This window comes from Streptomyces sp. NPDC048370, assembly GCF_043200825.1.
GTDB lineage: Bacteria > Actinomycetota > Actinomycetes > Streptomycetales > Streptomycetaceae > Streptomyces.
In genome coordinates this window covers 176,596-195,300 of record NZ_JBICYI010000005.1, presented here as the reverse complement: position 1 = coordinate 195,300, position 18,705 = coordinate 176,596, and the positions used below count along the sequence as shown (strand labels likewise).

At 71.2% G+C, this 18,705-nt stretch carries 20 protein-coding genes and 1 riboswitch; of the genes, 13 read left to right on the top strand and 7 right to left on the bottom strand.

Annotated features, from left to right (window positions below):
* Window positions 1-79 precede the first annotated feature (79 nt).
* The 7 genes from modA to ACGFYP_RS13940 all read right to left on the bottom strand — a co-directional run bounded on the left by modA (window position 80) and on the right by ACGFYP_RS13940 (window position 5,620).
* On the bottom strand, window positions 80-880 hold the full coding sequence (modA, locus tag ACGFYP_RS13970; protein ID WP_393491619.1) for a molybdate ABC transporter substrate-binding protein: 801 nt from the start codon (window positions 878-880) through the stop codon (window positions 80-82).
* Between the two features lie 78 nt (window positions 881-958).
* Complete coding sequence (locus tag ACGFYP_RS13965) at window positions 959-1,351, bottom strand: helix-turn-helix transcriptional regulator (protein WP_361962183.1); 393 nt, start codon at window positions 1,349-1,351, stop codon at window positions 959-961.
* Window positions 1,352-1,523: 172 nt separating this feature from the next.
* Window positions 1,524-1,964, bottom strand: coding sequence for a hypothetical protein (locus tag ACGFYP_RS13960; protein WP_393492316.1), 441 nt, complete (start codon window positions 1,962-1,964; stop codon window positions 1,524-1,526).
* 64 nt (window positions 1,965-2,028) lie between these two features.
* Window positions 2,029-2,424, bottom strand: a complete 396-nt coding sequence (locus ACGFYP_RS13955) for a molybdopterin-binding protein (RefSeq protein WP_393491612.1) — start codon at window positions 2,422-2,424, stop codon at window positions 2,029-2,031.
* A 73-nt stretch (window positions 2,425-2,497) separates the two neighbouring features.
* Window positions 2,498-3,598 carry an aliphatic sulfonate ABC transporter substrate-binding protein gene (locus tag ACGFYP_RS13950; RefSeq protein WP_393491606.1) on the bottom strand — a complete coding sequence of 367 codons (1,101 nt, stop codon included), beginning with the start codon at window positions 3,596-3,598 and terminating at the stop codon, window positions 2,498-2,500.
* Between the two features lie 371 nt (window positions 3,599-3,969).
* Window positions 3,970-4,428 carry an Rrf2 family transcriptional regulator gene (locus ACGFYP_RS13945; RefSeq protein ID WP_361962193.1) on the bottom strand — a complete coding sequence of 153 codons (459 nt, stop codon included), beginning with the start codon at window positions 4,426-4,428 and terminating at the stop codon, window positions 3,970-3,972.
* Window positions 4,429-4,540: 112 nt separating this feature from the next.
* On the bottom strand, window positions 4,541-5,620 hold the full coding sequence (locus tag ACGFYP_RS13940; protein ID WP_393491598.1) for an amino acid ABC transporter permease: 1,080 nt from the start codon (window positions 5,618-5,620) through the stop codon (window positions 4,541-4,543).
* Window positions 5,621-6,318: 698 nt separating this feature from the next.
* Here ACGFYP_RS13940 and ACGFYP_RS13935 point away from each other — a divergent pair.
* From ACGFYP_RS13935 to ACGFYP_RS13875, 13 genes are all read left to right on the top strand, one after another.
* Complete coding sequence (locus ACGFYP_RS13935) at window positions 6,319-7,476, top strand: LLM class flavin-dependent oxidoreductase (protein ID WP_393491594.1); 1,158 nt, start codon at window positions 6,319-6,321, stop codon at window positions 7,474-7,476.
* Window positions 7,473-8,075 carry a GNAT family N-acetyltransferase gene (locus ACGFYP_RS13930; RefSeq protein ID WP_393491591.1) on the top strand — a complete coding sequence of 201 codons (603 nt, stop codon included), beginning with the start codon at window positions 7,473-7,475 and terminating at the stop codon, window positions 8,073-8,075. The genes ACGFYP_RS13935 and ACGFYP_RS13930 overlap by 4 nt, the downstream gene beginning before the upstream one ends.
* Entirely contained in the window at window positions 8,072-9,040 is a 969-nt protein-coding gene (locus ACGFYP_RS13925; RefSeq protein ID WP_393491588.1) for an ABC transporter substrate-binding protein, read from the top strand. The genes ACGFYP_RS13930 and ACGFYP_RS13925 overlap by 4 nt, the downstream gene beginning before the upstream one ends.
* A gap of 14 nt (window positions 9,041-9,054) precedes the next feature.
* A complete protein-coding gene (locus ACGFYP_RS13920; RefSeq protein WP_393491585.1) occupies window positions 9,055-10,092 on the top strand; it encodes an amino acid ABC transporter permease in 1,038 nt (345 codons plus the stop codon).
* On the top strand, window positions 10,089-10,853 hold the full coding sequence (locus ACGFYP_RS13915; protein ID WP_393491581.1) for an amino acid ABC transporter ATP-binding protein: 765 nt from the start codon (window positions 10,089-10,091) through the stop codon (window positions 10,851-10,853). The genes ACGFYP_RS13920 and ACGFYP_RS13915 overlap by 4 nt, the downstream gene beginning before the upstream one ends.
* A gap of 36 nt (window positions 10,854-10,889) precedes the next feature.
* Window positions 10,890-11,879, top strand: coding sequence for an ABC transporter substrate-binding protein (locus ACGFYP_RS13910; RefSeq protein ID WP_393491578.1), 990 nt, complete (start codon window positions 10,890-10,892; stop codon window positions 11,877-11,879).
* 39 nt (window positions 11,880-11,918) lie between these two features.
* On the top strand, window positions 11,919-12,476 hold the full coding sequence (gene ssuE, locus ACGFYP_RS13905; RefSeq protein WP_361962207.1) for an NADPH-dependent FMN reductase: 558 nt from the start codon (window positions 11,919-11,921) through the stop codon (window positions 12,474-12,476).
* 49 nt (window positions 12,477-12,525) lie between these two features.
* Window positions 12,526-13,647 carry an LLM class flavin-dependent oxidoreductase gene (locus tag ACGFYP_RS13900; RefSeq protein ID WP_393491573.1) on the top strand — a complete coding sequence of 374 codons (1,122 nt, stop codon included), beginning with the start codon at window positions 12,526-12,528 and terminating at the stop codon, window positions 13,645-13,647.
* Between the two features lie 13 nt (window positions 13,648-13,660).
* Window positions 13,661-14,779 carry an LLM class flavin-dependent oxidoreductase gene (locus ACGFYP_RS13895; protein WP_393491570.1) on the top strand — a complete coding sequence of 373 codons (1,119 nt, stop codon included), beginning with the start codon at window positions 13,661-13,663 and terminating at the stop codon, window positions 14,777-14,779.
* A gap of 34 nt (window positions 14,780-14,813) precedes the next feature.
* Window positions 14,814-15,010, top strand: a riboswitch (cobalamin riboswitch).
* An 11-nt stretch (window positions 15,011-15,021) separates the two neighbouring features.
* On the top strand, window positions 15,022-16,098 hold the full coding sequence (locus ACGFYP_RS13890; RefSeq protein ID WP_393491567.1) for an ABC transporter substrate-binding protein: 1,077 nt from the start codon (window positions 15,022-15,024) through the stop codon (window positions 16,096-16,098).
* A complete protein-coding gene (locus ACGFYP_RS13885) occupies window positions 16,095-17,162 on the top strand; it encodes a FecCD family ABC transporter permease (RefSeq protein WP_393491564.1) in 1,068 nt (355 codons plus the stop codon). Before ACGFYP_RS13890 ends, ACGFYP_RS13885 begins: the two co-directional genes overlap by 4 nt.
* A 31-nt stretch (window positions 17,163-17,193) precedes the next feature.
* Window positions 17,194-17,985 (top strand): ABC transporter ATP-binding protein, encoded by a 792-nt coding sequence (locus ACGFYP_RS13880; RefSeq protein ID WP_393491561.1) that lies wholly within the window; start codon window positions 17,194-17,196, stop codon window positions 17,983-17,985.
* A gap of 159 nt (window positions 17,986-18,144) precedes the next feature.
* Entirely contained in the window at window positions 18,145-18,636 is a 492-nt protein-coding gene (locus ACGFYP_RS13875; RefSeq protein WP_393491557.1) for a GNAT family N-acetyltransferase, read from the top strand.
* Window positions 18,637-18,705: the final 69 nt, after the last annotated feature.

Sequence of the window (18,705 nt, the reverse complement as noted above, 5' to 3'; positions counted from 1 at the left end):
CGGGTGGAGCGGAGGAGGGGGTGGGGACTGACCGTCCCCCCGGATCGGGCAGTCCCCACCCCCTCGGCTTCTTCCGGGGCTACGGCTTCTGGAAGCCGGCGTCCTGGAGGATCTTCTGCCCCTCGGGCGAGGACAGCCACGCGACGAAGGCGGCGGCGGCCTCGGCGTTCTTGGAGTCCTTGAGCGTGGCCGCCGGGTACTCGGCGATCGCGTTCTGCGCGTCGGGGATCTCGACGGCGTCGACCTTGTCCTCGGCGCTCGCGGCGTCGGTCTTGTAGACGAGCCCGGCGTCGGCCTCGCCCAGCTCGACCTTGCTGAGCACGGCGCGGACGTTCGGCTCCTGGGAGACCGGCTTCACCGTGATCTTCTGGGCGTCGAGGATCTTCTGGCTGTACTTGCCCGCGGGCACCTCCGGCGCTGCGAGCACGACCTTCAGCTTGGTGTCGGCGAGGTCCTTCAGCTCGTCGACCTTGTGCGGGTTGCCCTCGACGGTGGCGATGACGAGCCGGTTCTTGGCGATGACCGCCGGGGTGCCGGTGTCCGCCTTGACCTTGTCCATGCTCTTGGTGTCGGCGGTGACCAGCGCGTCGGCGGGCGAACCCTGCGCGACCTGCGCGACCAGCTCCTGCGAACCGGCGAAGGAGAAGGTGACCTCGGTGCCCGGGTGGGACTTCTCGTACGCGGCGCCCGCCGTCCTGAAGACGTCGGTGAGCGACGCGGCGGCCAGGACCGTCAGGTTGGCCTGGGGCGTGCCGCCCTTGGAGGCGCCGGCGTCCTTCGCGGCCCCCTCCTCGCCGCAGGCGGCGAGCGGGACGAGCAGCGCGACGGTGGCGACGGCCACGGCGGCCCGGCGTCCGGTGAACGTGAGGGTGCGGGACATGGGAAGGCTCCTTGTGGTCATGACGAGCCGCGTCGGTGACGGACGCCGCCGCTCGGAGAGTGCGTGAGGGTTCAGTGGTCAGGTGCGGTCGATGTGCACGCTGGTCGACTTCACGCGGGCGGTGGCCTGCATACCGACTTCCAGTCCCAGCTCCTCGACGGCCTCGCGGGTCAGCAGGGAGACGAGCCGGTGCGGGCCCGCCTGGATCTCGACCTGTGCCGCGATGTCACCGAGCTTGATCCCGGTGACGATGCCGGGGAAGGCGTTGCGCGCCGAGGTGTAGGACGCGTCGTCCTCGCCGTCGCTCTGGGCGAGCTCCACGGAGAAGGCGGCCAGGTCGCCCCCGTCGATCAGCCGACGGCCGCTCTCGTCGCGATGGGTCGCGACGCGGCCGGCGTCGGCCCAGCGCCGCGCGGTGTCGGGGCTGACGCCGAGCAGACGGGCCGCCTGGCCGATGGTGTAGGACTGCATGTGCGACACCGTAGAGCGATCGAGCTGGCATCTGCAACAAGTCTGTGGGTCTCTCCATCGCGAATGCGAGGCGCGTTGGAGATAGCGACGAACGACTCCTGCGACGAACGACTCCCGAGGTGAATGCCCCCGCGGCGGGCAACTCCCGCGCATGGGCTCCTCAGGAGGTTCCTCAGGCGTCCCCGTCCGCCGGTGGCCGGCACGTGCCGACCCAGATCCTGGTGACGGCGCTGATGTACCGCGCCCCGCAACGGTCGGACGGGACGACCAGCTGGGCGCCCGCGTCGTCGAGGTCCGCGCCGTCCATCCGCGTCGCGAGCAGCATGGGCGCGTCGCCGAAGTCCGCGTCGATCTCCGCCCATGACAGCACGGTGTGATGGCCGTCGCCCCCGCTCACCGCCAGCAGGAAGCGGGACCTGTCCTTGCGCCGGGCCGGGTCGAAGCCCGGCCGGGTGCCGCTCACCACCTCGCGCGCCCAGCGGACCGATCGCGTCCGTCGTCTGCGTGAAGTGGACCTCGGTGCGCGGGACATCGGCGTACTGCGGCAGCCGGTACCGGCGGAACGCGGCAACCACTGGGCGTTGAACGCGACCGACCGGGCGACCCGCCCCAGTGGCCGTCCGCCCCCAGCTCCTCGGCGGCGCCGCTCGCGTGGGCAGCCTCGTACAGCTCCGTGCTCAGCGGAGGTCGATGTGGACGTTCGTCGATTTCACGCGGGCGGTGACCGTGACGCCGACGTCGAGCCCGAGCTCCTCGACCGACTCCCGGGTCACCATCGACACGAGCCGGTGCGGACCGGCCTGGATCTCCACCTGCGCGGCCACGTCGTCGACCCGGACGGAGGTCACGATCCCGACGAAGGAGTTGCGTACGGAGGTGGGCAGGTCCTCCGCGACGGCGTGCGCCCCGGCGCCCCGGTCCTTGGCGAAGGCCGCCAGACTCGCCCCGTCGATCACCCGGTTGCCGGAGCCGTCGCGGTCCATGACCAGCCGACCGGCGTCGGCCCAACGGCGGACGGTCTCCGAACTCACCCCGAGCAGCGCTGCGGCCTGCCCAATGCTGTACGACGGCACACGGGCACTGTACGCCGATCACCCCGGCGACTCGTGCCGCCGGGGTGATCGCTTCCGCTTACGCCTGCGTGGCCTACTTGGCGCCGAGGCCGGCGTCGCTGATCTCGGGCTTGCCGGCGCCCTTGAGGATCTTGTTCAGGGTGCGCAGGTCGTAGATGCCGTTCAGGTCGGGCTGCTTGAGCAGACCGGCCTTGACGGCGTGGTCGGCCTGGGCCTGGAGGGTCGCGGCGAGCGGGTCGTCGGTGAACTGGATGGACGGCCAGGCGGCGTCGATGACCTCGGCGCCGAGGGGCTTTCCGCTGAGCTCCTTGAGCTTGGTGTTGGCGGACGCCTTGGCCTTGTCGGGGTTGGCGTTGATCCACTCGTTCGTCTTCGACGAGCCCCGCAGCACCGCCTCGACGACGTCGGGGTGCTCGGTGAGGAACTTCTGGGACACGATGATGTTCGTGATGACGAACTTCTTGTCGGGCCAGAGGGTGGATTCGTCGAGGAGGACCTTGGCGCCTTCGCTGACGAGCTTGGAGGCGGTGGGTTCGGGGACCCAGGCGCCGTCGATGGAGCCGGACTTGTAGGCGTCGGGGGTGACCTTGTTGTCCGTGCGCAGGACGGAGACGTCGCCCTTGCCGCTCTGGGCGTCGACCTTCCAGCCCTTTTCGGAGATCCAGTTGAGGAAGGCGACGTCCTGGGTGTTGCCGAGCTGGGGGGTGGCGATCCGCTTGCCCTTGATGTCGTCGAGGGTCTTGATCTTGGCGGGGTTGACGACGAGCTTCACGCCGCCTGAGGCGGATCCGGCGATGATGCGGAGGTTCTTGCCCTTGGACTTGGTGTAGCCGTTGATCGAGGGCGAGGGGCCGATGAAGCCGATGTCGATCGAGTCGGCGTTCAGGGCTTCGATCTCGGAGGGCCCGGCGTTGAAGGTGGAGACCTTCAACTGCGTGCCGCCCAGCTCCTTCTGCAGGATGCCTTCCTGGTCGCCCACCAGCGCGGTGGCGTGCGTCAGGTTCGGGAAGTAGCCGAGCCGGACCGTGTCGGCCGAGAGCTTCTTGCCCTCGGCGGCCACCTTCTTCTCGTCGGTCTTGGCGTCGGAGCCGTAGCCGCACGAAGCGAGCAGAAGGGGGAGCGCCGCGATGACGGCGACGTTGCGCAGGGTGGTGAGCGGTCTTGCGGCAGACACGGAGGTGTCCTCTCAGAGGGTGGGTGAGCAGGAAGGTACGGACGTACGAGACGTGAACCCCACGGGCGGGAAGGCCTTCGCGGGTGGAGGTCGCCGAGCTGCGGTGCAGGCGGTGGGCGGAGGGTCTCAGGCGGTCCGACAGATGGCGCTGGACGCGTGGCCGAGGTCGATGTGGCGACGGGAGGTCAGCAGGAGCGACCTGCGGTCTGTGCTGTCGAGCGTGCGCATGGCCACCCCCTCGCGGATCCCTAGTTCTCCTACCTGGTTGATAGGGATCGTGGCAGAAGCGCGCGGACACCCCAAGGGGCATTTCATATCCTGGACGAGATTGTCTCGCTTTTTGAGAACGCCCTGGTAGGAGGGGCGTCGGTTCAGGGGTTCACCCAGGCGTCCGGGGCGGTGGCAAGCGCGGAGACCCCGGCGGGGAGGTCTGCCGACGCGACATCGGCGAGCGACACGCCTTCGAGGATCTCGCGCACATTGGACCGCAGCGCGACCCACAGGGGCAGCAGCGACTCGGCGGGGCCGGTGTACGACAGGTCCGGCGGGCGGACCCCGCGCACCGAGACGAGCGGCCCCTCCACGACGCGTATGACGTCCGCGATGCTGATGGACTCGGCGGGCCTCGCCAGGCGGTAGCCCCCGTTGCCGCCGCGCCGGCTCACGACGAGACCGCCCCGGCGCATGTCGTTCAGGATGCCTTCGAGGAACTTGTGCGGGATGTCCTGGGCCTCGGCGATGGCCTCCGTCTTCAGTGGCTCGTCGTCCCGTGGCGCGGCGAGCTGCAGTGCGGCACGTACCGCGTAGTCCGCCCTGGCTGAGATCCGCATGGGTGCAGTATCCCGTACGGCCCGGGACGGCGGACCGCCGCGTGCGCGGCGGTCACGCGCCCGGCGGTCACGCGCCCGGCGGTCGCGCCCAGGCGGTCGCGCGTGCCCGGCCTCAGCGGATCCGGAGGGCGGTCAGCCGGGTCCGGAGCCTCTGCAGCGGTGTCGGCGGCAGGGCGCGGGCGGCGCCGCGCGCGTAGTGGCGCTCCACGTAGAACTGGGCCGTGCTGAGCACCGTCGTGACCGTGACGTACCAGACGGTGGCGACCATCAGCAGGGGGATGACCTGGTACGTCTGGTTGTAGACCAGCTGCACCGAGTACAGCAGGTCGTGCACCGCGAGCACGCTGACGATGCTCGTGCCCTTGAGGGTGCCGATCAGCATGTTCCCGGCGGTCGGAACGATCGCGCGCATCGCCTGCGGAACGACGATCCGGCTCAGCGTGCGCCGGCGGCCGATGCCGAGGGCCTGCGCGGCCTCCGTCTGGCCGGCGTCCACCGACAGGATGCCGCCGCGCACCACCTCGGCGGCGTACGCGGCCTCGTGCAGGGTCAGCCCGATGACGGCGGTGAGCGTGGGGCCGAGCAGGTTCACGGTCTGGACGGTGAGGAACTGCGGCCCGAAGGGGATGCCGAGGCCGAGCGTCGGGTACAGGGCGCCGATGTTGAACCAGAACAGCAGCTGCACCAGCAGCGGGGTGGACCGGAAGATCCACACGAAGCCCCAACTCAGGCTGCTGAGCACCGGGTTGGAGGAGAGGCGCATCACGGCCAGCGGGGTGCCGAGGAGGAAGCCGAGCACCATCACGACGGCGGTCAGCCAGAGGGTGAGCAGCAGTCCGTCGAGTACGGCGGCCGTGGTGAAGTACTGGCCGACCACGTCCCACTGGAACGCGCGGTTGCGGACGACGGAGTTGACCACCATCGCGAAGACCAGCAGCGCGACGGCCGCGGTCAGCCAACGGCCGACGCGGCGGCGCGGCACGATGCGCGGCAGATCGCGGTCGTGGGCGGCGAGTTCGAGGCTGTCCGGGCTGTCCGGGCTGTCCAGGCTGTTCGGGCTTCCCGGGCTGTCCAGGCTGTTCGGGCTTCCCGGGCTGTCGGAGCGGTCCGGGCCAGGGCTGTCGGGGCCGGTGGCCTTGAGGGCTGGCGTGGGTGCGGTGGCGGAGTCGGTGGTGCCGGAGGGCGGGACCATCAGAAGGTCTCCTGAGAGGCAGGCGCGGGTGGGTGGGCCTCGGCAGGACGTCATCACGCGCGCCGCGTCCCTCAACGCGGCGTGGGGCGGCGGCCGCGCGAGGCGGAGCCGCTCCGAGCTCGATCGTAGGCGCCGTCCGCGCCCCGTTTGTGTCAACCACGCAAACGTTCCGCCCAACTCCGGCCGTGAACCCGGGCCATGGTTGACGAGCGGCGAGATGTGCTGCTGAATGGGTCGCATGGATGCCGATCAGCGCCTGGTCACCCGAGACCACATCGACTTCGGTCGTGTGTGGTCCGCCGCGTGTTGCGCCTGCTGACGCGGCTGCGGGCCGTCCGACCGGCCCATTCCCTCCTTCGGTAACCCGTCGCGGGCCGACCCCTCTCCTCGTGGCACCTTCGTACGCACACCCGTCGCACCTCTCGGTGCGCGGCCGTCCGCGTACGGACGGTCCCACGTGAGGTGACACGCGCCGCCGCAGCCGCCATCGCACCACCTCGGCCAGGGCTCGTGCCCCGGCGTCATCACACCTGTTCACCCTCCCGCTTCCCCGCACCTGAAGCACCGTCGACGTCAAGCTCGTGCCCGGCCGCGGTCAGGGCTCGCTCCGGCGTGCCCCCGTACCCCGTACCCCCGTGCCCCGGCACCGGCATGCGGTCGGCGGGGCCGCAGAGGACTTTGAGGAAAGGTCATCCCCCATGCCAGTGGAGTTCCTCGGTATCGCCGCCACCCACGACGGCTCCGAGACCACGCCGCGCTCCGGCGGCGCCTTCGACAAGGAGTACACGCTCCGGCTCGCCCGGGCGCACGAGGACCACGGCTGGGACCGGGTCCTGTTCGCCTACGGCTCCGGATCGCCGGATCCCGCGCCGGCCGCCGCGTACATCGCGAGCCGCCTCGACCGGCTGCAGATCCTGCTCGCGCACCGGCCCAACGTCTCGTACCCGACGTTCGCCGCGAAGACCTTCGCCACCCTCGACCAGATCAGCGGCGGTCGGCTGACCGTCCACTTCATCACGGGCGGCAGCGACCACGAGCAGGGACGGGAGGGCGACACCCTCACCAAGGACGAGCGGTACGCCCGCACCCGCGAGTACATCCAGATCGTCAAGAAGATCTGGACCACGCACGAGCCCTTCGACCACGAGGGCGAGTACTACCGGTTCCACGACTTCGTCAGCGACGTCTTCCCCGTCCAACAGCCGCGCCCCGGTGTGTCGTTCGGCGGCTCCTCGCCCGCCGCGTACGAAGCGGGCGGCGCCGAGGCCGACATCTACTGCCTGTGGGGCGAGCCCCTGGAGGAGACCGCCGCGCAGATCGAGGCGGTCAAGGCCGCCGCGAAGGCCGCCGGCCGCACGGACGTGCCGCGCATCCAGGTCGCGTTCCGCCCGATCATCGCCCCGACCGAGGAGCTGGCCTGGGAGAAGGCGCACCGCACGGTCGGCGCCATCCGCGCCCGGCGCGAAGGGGGACTCGTCCGGCACCACCGGGGCGACTCCCCGCAGAACGTCGGCTCGCAGCGGCTGATCGCCATCGCAGAGGCGGGGGAGCGGTACGACCGCGCGCTCTGGACCCCGACGGCCGCCGCGACCGGCGGTGCGGGCAACTCCAACGCCCTCGTCGGCACCCCGGAGACCGTCGCCCAGGCGCTGCTGGACTACTACGACCTGGGAGTGGACATCCTCTCCGCCCGGGGCTACGACCTGCTGGGCGACGCGATCGACTTCGGCAGGTTCGTCATCCCGATCGTCCGCGAGGAGGTCGCCAAGCGCGACGCGGAGCGGGCGGCGGCCCCCGTCCGCCACACGGACCCTGCCGGCCGCGCGGACCAGGCGCTCACGGCGGTACGGGCATGACGTCCGCCGCCACCCGACAAGCCTTCCCCGCCGACGAATTGACGGTGCTTCAGGTATCGGTGTCCGACCCGCGGGTGGAGCCGCTGATCCGCGAGCTCGGCGACGAGTACAGCGCGCGGTACGGCAAGGACGCCCACACCGAGCTCTCCCGTTACCCGGACGAGGAGTTCACCGAGCCGTACGGCGGTGTGCTGCTCCTGCTCCTGGAGCGGGGCGAACCGGTCGCGGGCGGTGCCTTCCGCCGGTACGACCCGGACACGGCGGAGCTCAAGCGGATCTGGACGCACTCCGCCCACCGGCGGCGCGGCCTCGCCCGGCGCGTCGTCGCCGAACTGGAGCGTGAGGCGGCCGTCCGCGGCTACCGGCGGATCTACCTGACCACCGGTCCGCGCCAGCCGGAGGCGCGCGGCCTCTACCTGGTCACCGGCTACACACCGCTCTTCGACACCGAGGCCGACCCGGAGACCCTCCGCTTCCTCCCCTTCGAGAAGGACCTCGCCCGGAGCGAGCACCCCACCACCGACCCCACGACGCCCCCCACCACCGACACCACCACCGACCCCGCCCCACACCTCACCGGAAAGGCCGCCGACCAGTGAAGCTCCCCGCGATACGCGCGCTCGGCACCCGGCTGCGCCTCGCCGTCCCCCTCGCGCTGCTCCCGGTGGTGGCGCTGACCGCCTGCGGCTCCGGCTCCACGGCCGCCACCCCGGCGGGCGCCCAGGCATCCGCCCCGCCGGCCGACGACCCGGTCGCCGCCGTGCGCACGGTGGACTCCGTCGCCGCCCTGCTCCCCGACGACGTACGGGCGTCGGGCACCCTGCGGGTCGGCAGCTCCGTCGGCTACCCGCCCGGGGCGTACTACCCGAACGGTCCCGACAAGGCGCCCGCCGGCCAGGACATCGACCTCGCCGACGCGGTGGCCAAGGTCCTCGGGCTGAAGCTGGAGCGGCAGGACGCCTCCTTCGAGACGATCCTGCCCGCCCTCGGCAGCGGCAAGTACGACGTCGGTACCGGCAACTTCGGGGTCACCACCGAACGCCTGAAGACCATCGACTTCGTCACGTACATCAACGACGGCCAGGGCTTCGCCGTGAAGAAGGGCAACACGGCCCTCGGCGCGAAGGTCACCGACCTCACCCAGCTCTGCGGACTCACGATCGGCACCGGAGCGGGCACCACCTTCGAGGCGACCCTCACCGCGCGCAGGGGCGTGTGCGCGGAGGCCGGCAGGAAGCCGTACGACGTGAAGGTCTACGCGGAGAACGGGGCCACGCTCACCGCGCTCCAGCAGGGCCGGATCGACGTCGTGATGTCGACCATCAACGGGCTGCGCCACCAGGCCGCGCAGGCCGCCTCGCAGACCACCTTCCTCGGCGAATTCCACCGCCTCGACGTCGGCTTCGCCTTCAAGAAGGGCTCCCCGCTCACCCCAGCCTTCCAGGCCGCCGTCAACGAGCTGATCAAGGACGGGACGTACGCCCGGATCCTGAAGAAGTGGGGCACCACCGAGTCCGCGATCGGCAGTTCGCGGATCAACCCGCCCGAGCACAAGAAGAGTTGAGCAGGTTCGCCACGATGGGACTCTCCACCGACCCCGCCCTCGCCGCGACCGCCCCGACCTCCGGCGCGGGAGCCCACGCGCCGCCGCCCGCCAAGAGCGCAAGACCCGACCCGGCCTCGCTCAAGGTCGTTCCCGTCCGCCACTACGCCCGCTGGGCGGCCGCCGTCGCCGTGGCCGTTCTGGTCGCCCAGTTCGCCCACGGACTCGCCACCAACCCGGTCTGGGAGTGGGGCGTCTTCAGCGAGTACATCCTGTCCGAGACCATCGTCCAGGCCGTCTGGGTCACCCTCCAGCTCACCGCGTACGCCACCGTCCTCGGCTTCCTGCTCGGCACCGTGCTCGCCTTCATGCGGCTCTCGCACAGCCCGGTGCTGCAGACCGTCGCCTGGACGTACATCTGGATCTTCCGATCCATCCCGATGATCGTCCAGCTGGTGTTCTGGTTCAACCTCAGCGCCCTGTACGAGAGGCTGGGCGTCGGCATCCCGTTCGGCCCGGTCTTCTGGTCCGTCGACAGCAACAGCCTGATCGGCACCATCGGCGCCGCGATCATCGGGCTGACGCTGCATCAGGCCGCGTACGCCGCCGAGATCGTGCGCGGCGGTGTCATCGCCGTCGACCACGGGCAGCTGGAGGCCGCCGCCGCGCTCGGCATCCCCCGGCTGCGGCAGATCAGGCGGATCGTGCTGCCCCAGGCCATGCGCGCCATCCTGCCCACCGCAGGCAACGAGATCGTCGGGCTGCTCAAGGGCACCTCGGTGGTCTACGTGATGGCGATCGGCGAGCTGTTCTACCAGGTGCAGGTCATCTACGGCCGCAACGGGCGGGTGATCCCGCTCCTGCTCGTCGCCACCGCCTGGTACGTCGTCCTCACCTCCGTGCTCTCCGTCGCCCAGTTCTACGTGGAGCGCCACTTCGCCCGAGGCGGCAGCCGCACCCCGCCGCCCACCCCGCTCCAGCGGGCCCGGCGCTTCGTCCGTGACCTGCGGACGGAGGCGGCCAGGCGCGACCGGCCCGTCGTACCCCTGAAGCCCTTGGGAGGCAACCGATGAGTGAGGTGATGGTGGACGTCCACGGCGTCCACAAGAGTTTCGGCCCGCTGGAGGTGCTGCGCGGCGTCGACCTCCAGGTGCGGGCCGGCGAGGTCACGGTGATCCTCGGCCCCTCCGGCTCGGGGAAGTCCACCCTTCTGCGGACCGTCAACCACCTGGAGAAGGTCAACCGCGGCTGGATCACCATCGACGGCGAGCTCATCGGCTACCGCCGCTCCGGCGGGAAGCTGTACGAGCTGAGGGAGAAGGACGTCCTGCGACAGCGCACCCACATCGGGTTCGTCTTCCAGAACTTCAACCTCTTCCCGCACCTGACCGTGCTCGGGAACCTCGTCGAGGCACCGGTCTCCGCGCTGCGCCGCCCCCGCAAGGAGGCGGAGGAGACCGCTCGGCGCCTGCTGGAACGGGTCGGCCTCGCCGACAAGGCCGACGCCTATCCGCGCCAGCTCTCCGGCGGTCAGCAGCAGCGCGTGGCGATCGCCCGCGCCCTCGCCCTCGAACCGAAGGTACTGCTCTTCGACGAGCCCACCTCGGCGCTCGACCCCGAACTGGTCGGCGAAGTCCTCGACGTCATCAAGGACTTGGCCCGCAGCGGCACCACCATGATCGTCGTCACCCACGAGATCGGCTTCGCCCGCGAGGTCGCCGACACCGTGGTCTTCATGGACGACGGGCTCGTCGTCGAACAGGGACCGCCCTCGGCGGTCCTCGACAACCCGCGCCACGAGCGCACCCGCGCCTTTCTCTCCAAGGTCCTCTGACCCCACCCCCGTTCATCCCCCTCAAGGAGCACGACGATGTCCACCACCTCGCTCACCCGCCGTACGTCCCTGTCCGCCGCGATCGGTCTTGTCCTCACCCTCGCCGTCTCCGCCTGCGGCAACCCGTCCGACGGCGGCACGACCGAGGTCCAGGGGGCGTCGGGCACCACGACGAAGATCAACCTGGGCCCGGACCAGAACCGCGTCACCACCGCCAAGGTCGACTCCATAGCAGCCAAGGTCCCGGAGAAGATCCGCCAGAGAGGCACCCTGGAGATCGTCGACTCCTCGGGCTCGGCGGCTCCACTGACCTTCTACGCGACCGACAACAAGACCGTCATCGGCGTCGAGACCGACCTCGCGTACCTGGTCGCCGACGTGCTCGGCCTCAAGCCGCACGTCAACACGGTGTCGTGGGAGAACATCTTCGTCGGCCTCGACAGCGCCAAGTACGACGTCGGCTTCAGCAACATCACCGTCACCGAGGAGCGCAAGGACAAGTACGACTTCGCGACCTACCGCAAGGACGACCTGGCCTTCGAGTCGAAGAAGGGCAGCGGCCTGAAGATCGCCGGGCCCGAGGACGTGGCGGGCAAGAAGGTCGCCGTGAGCAGCGGCACCAACCAGGAGAAGCTCCTCGTGGAGTGGAGCAAGGAGAACGAGAAGGCCGGCCGGAAGCCGGTCGACATCGCGTACTACCAGAACGCCAGCGACACCTACCTCGCCCTCCAGTCCGGCCGCATCGACCTCTTCCTCGGCCCCAACCCGACCGCCGCCTACCACGCGGCCACCACCGGGAAGACGGAGGTCGTGGGCACGTACTCCGGCGCCGGCGCCTCGCTCCAGGGCCTGATCGCCGCCACCACGAAGAAGGACAGCGGCCTGGTCGAGCCGCTCGCGGCCGCGCTCAACCAGATCATCGACAACGGCACGTACGCCCAGGTGTTGAAGCGCTGGGGACTCACCGACGAGGCCGTGAAGCGCTCCGAGATCAACCCGCCCGGCCTGCCCCGGACGAACAAGTAGCCGCCGTCCCCACCCCCGCTCCTCTCCGAAGGGTCCCTCATGGCCACCGTCCTGTCCGTCTCCGGAAGCCCCTCCGCCACCTCCCGCACCGCCCGACTCCTGCGCCACCTGGACGCCCGCCTGACGGCGCAGGGGCACGAGGTCGTCCCGCTGGACGTCCGCACCCTGCCCGCCGACGCGCTGCTCGGCGCCGACTTCAGCCATCCCGCGATCGGCGAGGCCACCGCGCTCTTCGACCGCGCCGACGGCGTCGTCATCGGCACGCCCATCTACAAGGCGGCCTACTCGGGCCTGCTGAAGTCCCTGCTCGACCTGCTCCCGCAGTACGCCCTCGCGGGCAAGACGGTGCTTCCGCTGGCGACCGGCGGGTCGACGGCGCACGTCCTCGCGATCGACTACGCGCTCCGCCCGGTGCTCAGCTCCATGGGCGCCGCGCACATCGTCCAGGGCTGGTTCACGCTCGACAAGGACCTCGCGGTCGGCGGCGACGGCACCCTGACGGTCGCGCCGGGCCCCGACCGGGCCCTCACCCAGATCGTCGACCAGTTCTCCGCAGCCCTCGGCGGCCGTACGGCGGTCCTGGCGGCCGCCGGGTGACGGCGGGCCCACGCGCCTGCCCGTACCGTCGATCCCTCAGGAAGGCACCGTGAAGTTCCTGGCCATCACCCTCATCGTGCACGCCCCTGACCCCGTGACGGGCGTCAAGAAACCCACGAGCGAGCGCTTCCGCGAGGTGATCGACAACGCGCTCCTCGCCGAGGAGCTCGGATTCGACGGCTTCGGCGTGGGCGAGCGCCACGAGCGGCCGTTCATCTCCTCCTCGCCGCCGGTGGTCCTCAGCCACATCGCCGCGCTCACCTCCCGGATCCGGCTGTTCACCGCCGTCACCACACTCAGCCTGCTCGACCCGGTGCGGGCGTACGAGGACTACGCGACCCTCGACCACCTCTCGGGAGGCCGTCTCGACCTGATCATCGGGAAGGGCAACGGCACCGCGCAGCGTGAGCTGTTCCAGGTGACCCCCGAGGACCAGTGGGACCGCAACGCCGAGAGTTACGAGCTCTTCCGCCGGATCTGGCGCGAGGACCGGGTCACCGCCGCCCCGCGCTTCCGGCCAGGGCTCACCGAAGCCGAGGTGTGGCCGCGACCGCTCCAGCGCCCCGTCCGCGTCTGGCACGGCAGCGCGACCAGCGAGGAGTCCGTCGATCTCGCCGCCCGATACGGGGACCCGCTCTTCTCCGCCAACGTCACCCACCCGATCGAGCCGTACGCCGCGCTCGTCCGGCACTACCGCGAGCGCTGGGAGCACTACGGCCACGACCCGGCCCGCGCGGTCGTCGGCGCCGGGACGGCCGGCTTCCACACCGCCCGTACCTCGCAGGAGGCGATCGCCGCGTACCGGCCGGTGTTCGAGGCGAACCTCGCGTTCCAGAAGCAGATGGGCGTCGAGCCGGTCTTCCTGACCCTGGAGGACTTCGTCGAGCGGAGCTCGGCGCTCATCGGCAGCCCGCAGCAGATCATCGACAAAGTACGGTGGTACCACGAGCAGTTCGGGCACAGCGTGCTCCATCTGCAGGCCGATGCCGGGGGATTGACGGATGCTCAGCACCGCGCGTCCCTGGAGCGCTTCCAGTCCGACATCGCGCCGGTCCTGCGACGGGAGATCCCCGACCCGCCGTTCCCCTGGGCCCCGGTCCTCGGGCTCGACCCCCAGGGCGAGTCACCCACCCCCTCCCTCGCCCCCATTCCTGTCTCCGCCGACCGCTGAGGAGCACCCGTTCATGCCCGCCATCCCGCTGGGGGTCCTCGACCTCGTCCCGATCTCGTCCGGCTCGACCGCCGCCGAGGCGCTCCGCAACTCGATCGACCTCGCCCGACAGGCCGAGCGGTTCGGCTACGCCCGCTACTGGTTCGCCGAGCACCACCTCAACCCGGGCGTCGCCGGGGCCTCGCCCGCCGTCGTGCTGGCGCTGACCGCCTCGGCGACCTCCACGATCAGGATCGGTTCCGGGGCCGTGCTGCTCGGCCACCGTACGGCCCTGTCCACCGTCGAGGAGTTCGGGCTGATCGACGCCCTGCACCCCGGGCGCATCGACCTGGGCCTCGGCCGCTCGGGCGGGCGACCCTCGGGGCCTGCGGGCGGGGACGCGCCGGGCGGTGTCGGCGGCCGTGCCCCCAACGGGCTGACGATCCCGCCGCGTTTCTCGTTCGAGCACCTGGTCGATTCGCCGCGCTTCCGCCTCCAGCACCAGCTCCTGCACCAGCCGGGCGCCCGCCCCCAGGAGTACGGCGAGCAGGTGGACGACATCCTGGCGCTCCTGCGCGGCGACTACCGCTCGGCGGACGGCATCGAGGCGCACGCCGTCCCCGGCGAGGGCGCGGAGGTGGAGGTCTGGATCCTCGGCAGCAGCGGCGGGGCGAGCGCCGAGGTCGCGGGCCGCAACGGCCTGCGGTTCGCCGCCAATTACCACGTCAGCCCGGCGACCGTACTGGAGGCGGCCGAGGGCTATCGCGCCGCGTTCAAGCCGTCCGCGGAGCTGGACCGACCGTACGTCAGCGTCTCCACCGACGTCGTCGTCGCCGAGGACGACGAGACCGCGCGCGAACTGGCCACCGGCTACGGACTCTGGGTCCGCAGCATCCGGACCGGCGAGGGCGCCATCGCCTTCCCGACCCCGGACGAGGCCCTCGACCACGACTGGACCGAGGCGGACCTGACGCTCGTCGCCGACCGCGTCGACACCCAGTTCGTCGGCTCCCCGGCCCGTGTCGCCGACCAACTGGAACAGCTCAGGGAGGCCACGGGCGCGGACGAACTCCTCGTCACCACGATCACCCACGACCACGCCGACCGGGTGCGCTCCTACCGGCTCCTCGCGGAGGAGTGGAACCGCCGCTGAATCGATTCGCCCGGAAGGGGCCGTTCGGCCCGTGTGGTAGCTTGCGCTAGCCAGTCGAACTCACGTGCGTGACGTACGGAGTCAGGGAATCCGGTGCGAATCCGGAGCTGACGCGCAGCGGTGAGGGTGACGGGCGGGGCACGAAGCCACTGGACCGGGGAACCGGTCCGGGAAGGCGCTCCGTCCGGATGATCCCGAGTCCGAAGACCTGCTGGCGGATCCGTACGACACGGGCCCCGCGTATGGGCCCTCGACGCCGAGGAAGTCCCGTGGCCCTCGCCCGCCCCGCCACCCGTACGTTCACCCTGCTCCTCTCCGGAGCCCTGCTGCTGACCGGCTGCGGCGGTGGTGGCGGAGGCGGGGGCAAGGGCACGGCGGGTGGGTCGCCCTCCGGCCGTACGCAGTCGATCGAGAACTGCGGCCGTAAGGTGGAGGTCAAGGGCGGCGGCCCGCGCCGGGCCGTATCGCTCAACCAGGGCACCACCGAGATCATGCTCTCCCTCGGTCTCGGCGACCGGATGGTGGGGACCGCGACCTGGACCGACCCGGTGATGAAGGGCCTGGAGAAGGCAGCGTCCGGCGTGCCTCGCCTCGCCGAGAACTACCCCTCCTTCGAGAAGGTCCTCGACACCGAACCCGACTTCGTGGCGGCCTCGTTCGCCTCCACCCTCGCCAAGGGCGGGGTGGCCACCCGCGAGCAGTTCGAGCAACTCGGCGTCCCCACCTACCTCTCCCCGTCCGACTGCCAGGGCAAGGACAACAGCGGCGGCGGGGACGGCAAGCGCACCGAGCCGCTGACCATGGACGTCGTCTACGGCGAAGTCCGGGACCTGGCCCGGGTGTTCGGCGTGGAGGAGCGCGGCGAGCGGCTCGTCGCGCAGCTCAAGGCGCGCGTCACGAAGGCCACCGAGGGGCTCGACGCGGGCGGTGTCAGCGTCCTCTACTGGTTCTCCGACTCCGAGTCCCCCTACATGGCGGGCTGTTGCGGGGCGCCCGGTGTCATCACCCGCGAGACGGGGGTGAAGAACGTCTTCGACGGCACCACCGAGGAGTGGCCGCAGATCGGCTGGGAGGCGGTCGCCGACCGCGATCCCGACGTCCTCGTGATCGGAGACCTGACGCGCAAGGCGCAGTCGGGGGAGAGCGCCGCCAAGAAGATCGAGTTCCTGGAGTCCCACCCGGTGACGAAGACGATGGACGCCGTGCGGAACAAGCGGTACGTCGTCCTCAGCGGGCAGGCCATGAACCCGACGATCCGTACCGTCGAGGGCATCGAGCAGCTCGCCGCCGGCCTGCGCCGCCACCGCCCCGCCCGATGACCCGTACCCGTACGCGTACCAGTACTGCTAGTGGTGCTGGTGCTCCTCCCCGTAGCCGTACGCTTCCCTACCTCGCCGCCGGGTGCGTCGCGCTGGTCCTCTCCCTCGCGGTGGCCGTCACCATCGGTCCCGCGGACATCGGTGTCGGCGACGTCCTGTCCGTCGTCGCGTCCCACCTCGGCGGGGAAGCCTCGGGGCTCAGCCCGATCAGGGACGGCATCATCTGGAACCTGCGGCTGCCGCGCACGCTCCTCGCCGCCGTCTGCGGTGCCGGACTCGCGCTCTGCGGCGCCGTGATGCAGTCGCTGCTGCGCAATCCGCTCGCCGACCCCTTCGTCCTCGGCGTCTCCTCCGGAGCGTCGACCGGGGCCGTCGTGGTCGTCGTCCTCGGCGTCGGCGGGGGAGTCCTCTCCGTGTCCGCCGGGGCCTTCGTCGGCGCGCTCTGCTCGTTCGCCTCGATGCTCCTGCTCAGCCACGTCCTCGGCGGGACGACCGACCGCGTCGTCCTCTCCGGTGTGGCGGCCATGCAGCTGTTCTCCGCGCTGACCTCCTTCGTCGTCGTCACCTCCGCCGACGCCGAGACGACCCGGGGCGTCCTCTTCTGGCTCCTCGGTTCCCTCGGCGGCGCCGGCTGGACCGACGTACGGCTCTGCCTCGGCGTCCTCGTGCCCGTGCTCGCCGTCTGCCTCGGCCACGCCCGTACGCTCGACGCCTTCGCCTTCGGCCAGGACGCGGCGGCCGCGCTCGGGGTACGGGTGGCCCGCGCCCGGCTCGTCCTGCTCTGCGCCACCGCCCTGCTCACCGCCGCCCTCGTCAGCTCGGCCGGCGCGATCGGCTTCGTCGGCCTCGTGCTCCCGCACGCCGCACGCGCCCTCGTCGGCCCGGGGCACGGCCGGCTGCTCCCCGTCACCGCGCTCGGCGGAGCGGTCTTCCTCGTCTGGGTCGACACCCTCGCCCGTACCGTCCTCGAACCGCAGGAGGTGCCGGTCGGGGTCGTCACCTCGCTCGTGGGCGTGCCGGCCTTCGTCCTCGTCCTGTACCGGAGCAGGAGCGCTCGCCGATGACGGTCCCTTGCCGGAGCAGGAGCGGCCACCGATGACACTCAGCGCCGACCGCGTCACGCGGTCCGCCGGAGGGCGGCTGATCCTCGACGGCGTCACCCTCACCGCCGAACCCGGCACCACGACCGGCCTCCTCGGCCCCAACGGCTCCGGCAAGTCGACCCTCCTCAGGCTGCTCTCCGGGGTCCTCGCCCCCGCCTCCGGCGTCGTCCACCTCGACGGCGACCCGCTCCACGAGCTGCGGCGCAGGGACGTCGCCCGGCGCGTGGCGGTCGTCGAGCAGCAGGCCGACACGCTCGTCGAACTCGACGTGGCCGACGTCGTACGCCTCGGCCGCATCCCGCACCGCCGCGCCTGGAGTACGGCCACGGCGGCGGACGAGGACGCGGTACGCAGCGCCCTGCGCCGCACGGGCCTGACCGACCGCGCGGACCAGCCCTGGCACACCCTCTCCGGCGGCGAACGCCAACGGGCCCAGATCGCCCGCGCCCTCGCCCAGGAGCCGCGCGAACTCCTCCTGGACGAGCCCACCAACCACCTCGACATCCAGCACCAGTTGGAGCTGCTCGACCTGGTGGCGAGCCTGGGGATCACCACGGTCGTGGCGCTCCACGACCTGAACCTCGCGGCGATGTACTGCGACACCGTCGTCATGCTCGCCCAGGGGAAGGTGGTCGCGGCCGGCACCCCCCGCGAGGTCCTCACCGAGCCCCTGGTCGCCGAGGTCTACGGCGTACGCGTCGCGGTCACCCACCCGACGGAGGACGACCGCCCGCACCTGCGCATCCTGGGCACGGTCCCGGGCCCCCGTCCCGCCCGCACGTAGCGGAATCAAGCCCTCCGGCGCCACCGGTCGGCTCCTCGACCGGACCTCATGACCGAGCCCGGAAAAAGTGCGTGCCCCGGCGAAAAACCGGTGGGTAGGATCGCGGCGATCATGCGGTGAACACACGTTCACCGCTACGCAAGAGGGCAGGATTCCGGCTTGACGACGCATGACATCACCGACCGCTCGGACCGACGCGTGGTGCTGGAGGACATCACGGACGAGAACTGGCGCGACGTCGCCGACGTGGCTCCCGCCGACGACCAGCGCCGGTTCGTGGCCGCACTCGGCGCGCGCTATCTGCTCCTTTCCCTACGGGGCGGACTCTGGAACTCGCTCGCGGTCCGCGCCGGTGACGAGGTCGTGGGTCACGTCATGTGGGCGTACGACGACGAGGACGGCACCCACTGGATCGGCGGCATGATCGTCAACGCCCCCGAGCAGGGCAAGGGAGTCGGCCGCGCCACGATGCGCGCGCTCCTGCGCCGCCTCGCCGCGCTGCCGTCCTGCCGGGAGGTCCGCCTCTCGTACCACCCGGACAACAAGGCCGCCGCCGCCCTCTACTCGGAGCTCGGCTTCACGCCCACCGGAGACTTCGAGGACGAGGAGATCGTGGCGGCCGTGAGCGCGGAGGCTGCGGCAGCGGCCTGACCGAAGACGTTCCCCGCTACGGGCCGCCCGCCGCCCCACTCCTTATTGCACATATATTGCAGTTGCAGT

Coding starts and splice junctions, on each gene's coding strand:
- ACGFYP_RS13945 (WP_361962193.1), bottom strand. CDS start 4,428: ATGCGGATCTCAGCCAGGGCGGACTACGCGGTACGTGCCGCACTGCAG.
- ACGFYP_RS13880 (WP_393491561.1), top strand. CDS start 17,194: ATGACACTCAGCGCCGACCGCGTCACGCGGTCCGCCGGAGGGCGGCTG.
- modA (WP_393491619.1), bottom strand. CDS start 880: ATGTCCCGCACCCTCACGTTCACCGGACGCCGGGCCGCCGTGGCCGTC.
- ACGFYP_RS13895 (WP_393491570.1), top strand. CDS start 13,661: ATGCCCGCCATCCCGCTGGGGGTCCTCGACCTCGTCCCGATCTCGTCC.
- ACGFYP_RS13965 (WP_361962183.1), bottom strand. CDS start 1,351: ATGCAGTCCTACACCATCGGCCAGGCGGCCCGTCTGCTCGGCGTCAGC.
- ACGFYP_RS13885 (WP_393491564.1), top strand. CDS start 16,095: ATGACCCGTACCCGTACGCGTACCAGTACTGCTAGTGGTGCTGGTGCT.
- ACGFYP_RS13935 (WP_393491594.1), top strand. CDS start 6,319: ATGCCAGTGGAGTTCCTCGGTATCGCCGCCACCCACGACGGCTCCGAG.
- ACGFYP_RS13890 (WP_393491567.1), top strand. CDS start 15,022: ATGGGCCCTCGACGCCGAGGAAGTCCCGTGGCCCTCGCCCGCCCCGCC.
- ACGFYP_RS13920 (WP_393491585.1), top strand. CDS start 9,055: ATGGGACTCTCCACCGACCCCGCCCTCGCCGCGACCGCCCCGACCTCC.
- ACGFYP_RS13915 (WP_393491581.1), top strand. CDS start 10,089: ATGAGTGAGGTGATGGTGGACGTCCACGGCGTCCACAAGAGTTTCGGC.
- ACGFYP_RS13930 (WP_393491591.1), top strand. CDS start 7,473: ATGACGTCCGCCGCCACCCGACAAGCCTTCCCCGCCGACGAATTGACG.
- ssuE (WP_361962207.1), top strand. CDS start 11,919: ATGGCCACCGTCCTGTCCGTCTCCGGAAGCCCCTCCGCCACCTCCCGC.
- ACGFYP_RS13910 (WP_393491578.1), top strand. CDS start 10,890: ATGTCCACCACCTCGCTCACCCGCCGTACGTCCCTGTCCGCCGCGATC.
- ACGFYP_RS13940 (WP_393491598.1), bottom strand. CDS start 5,620: ATGGTCCCGCCCTCCGGCACCACCGACTCCGCCACCGCACCCACGCCA.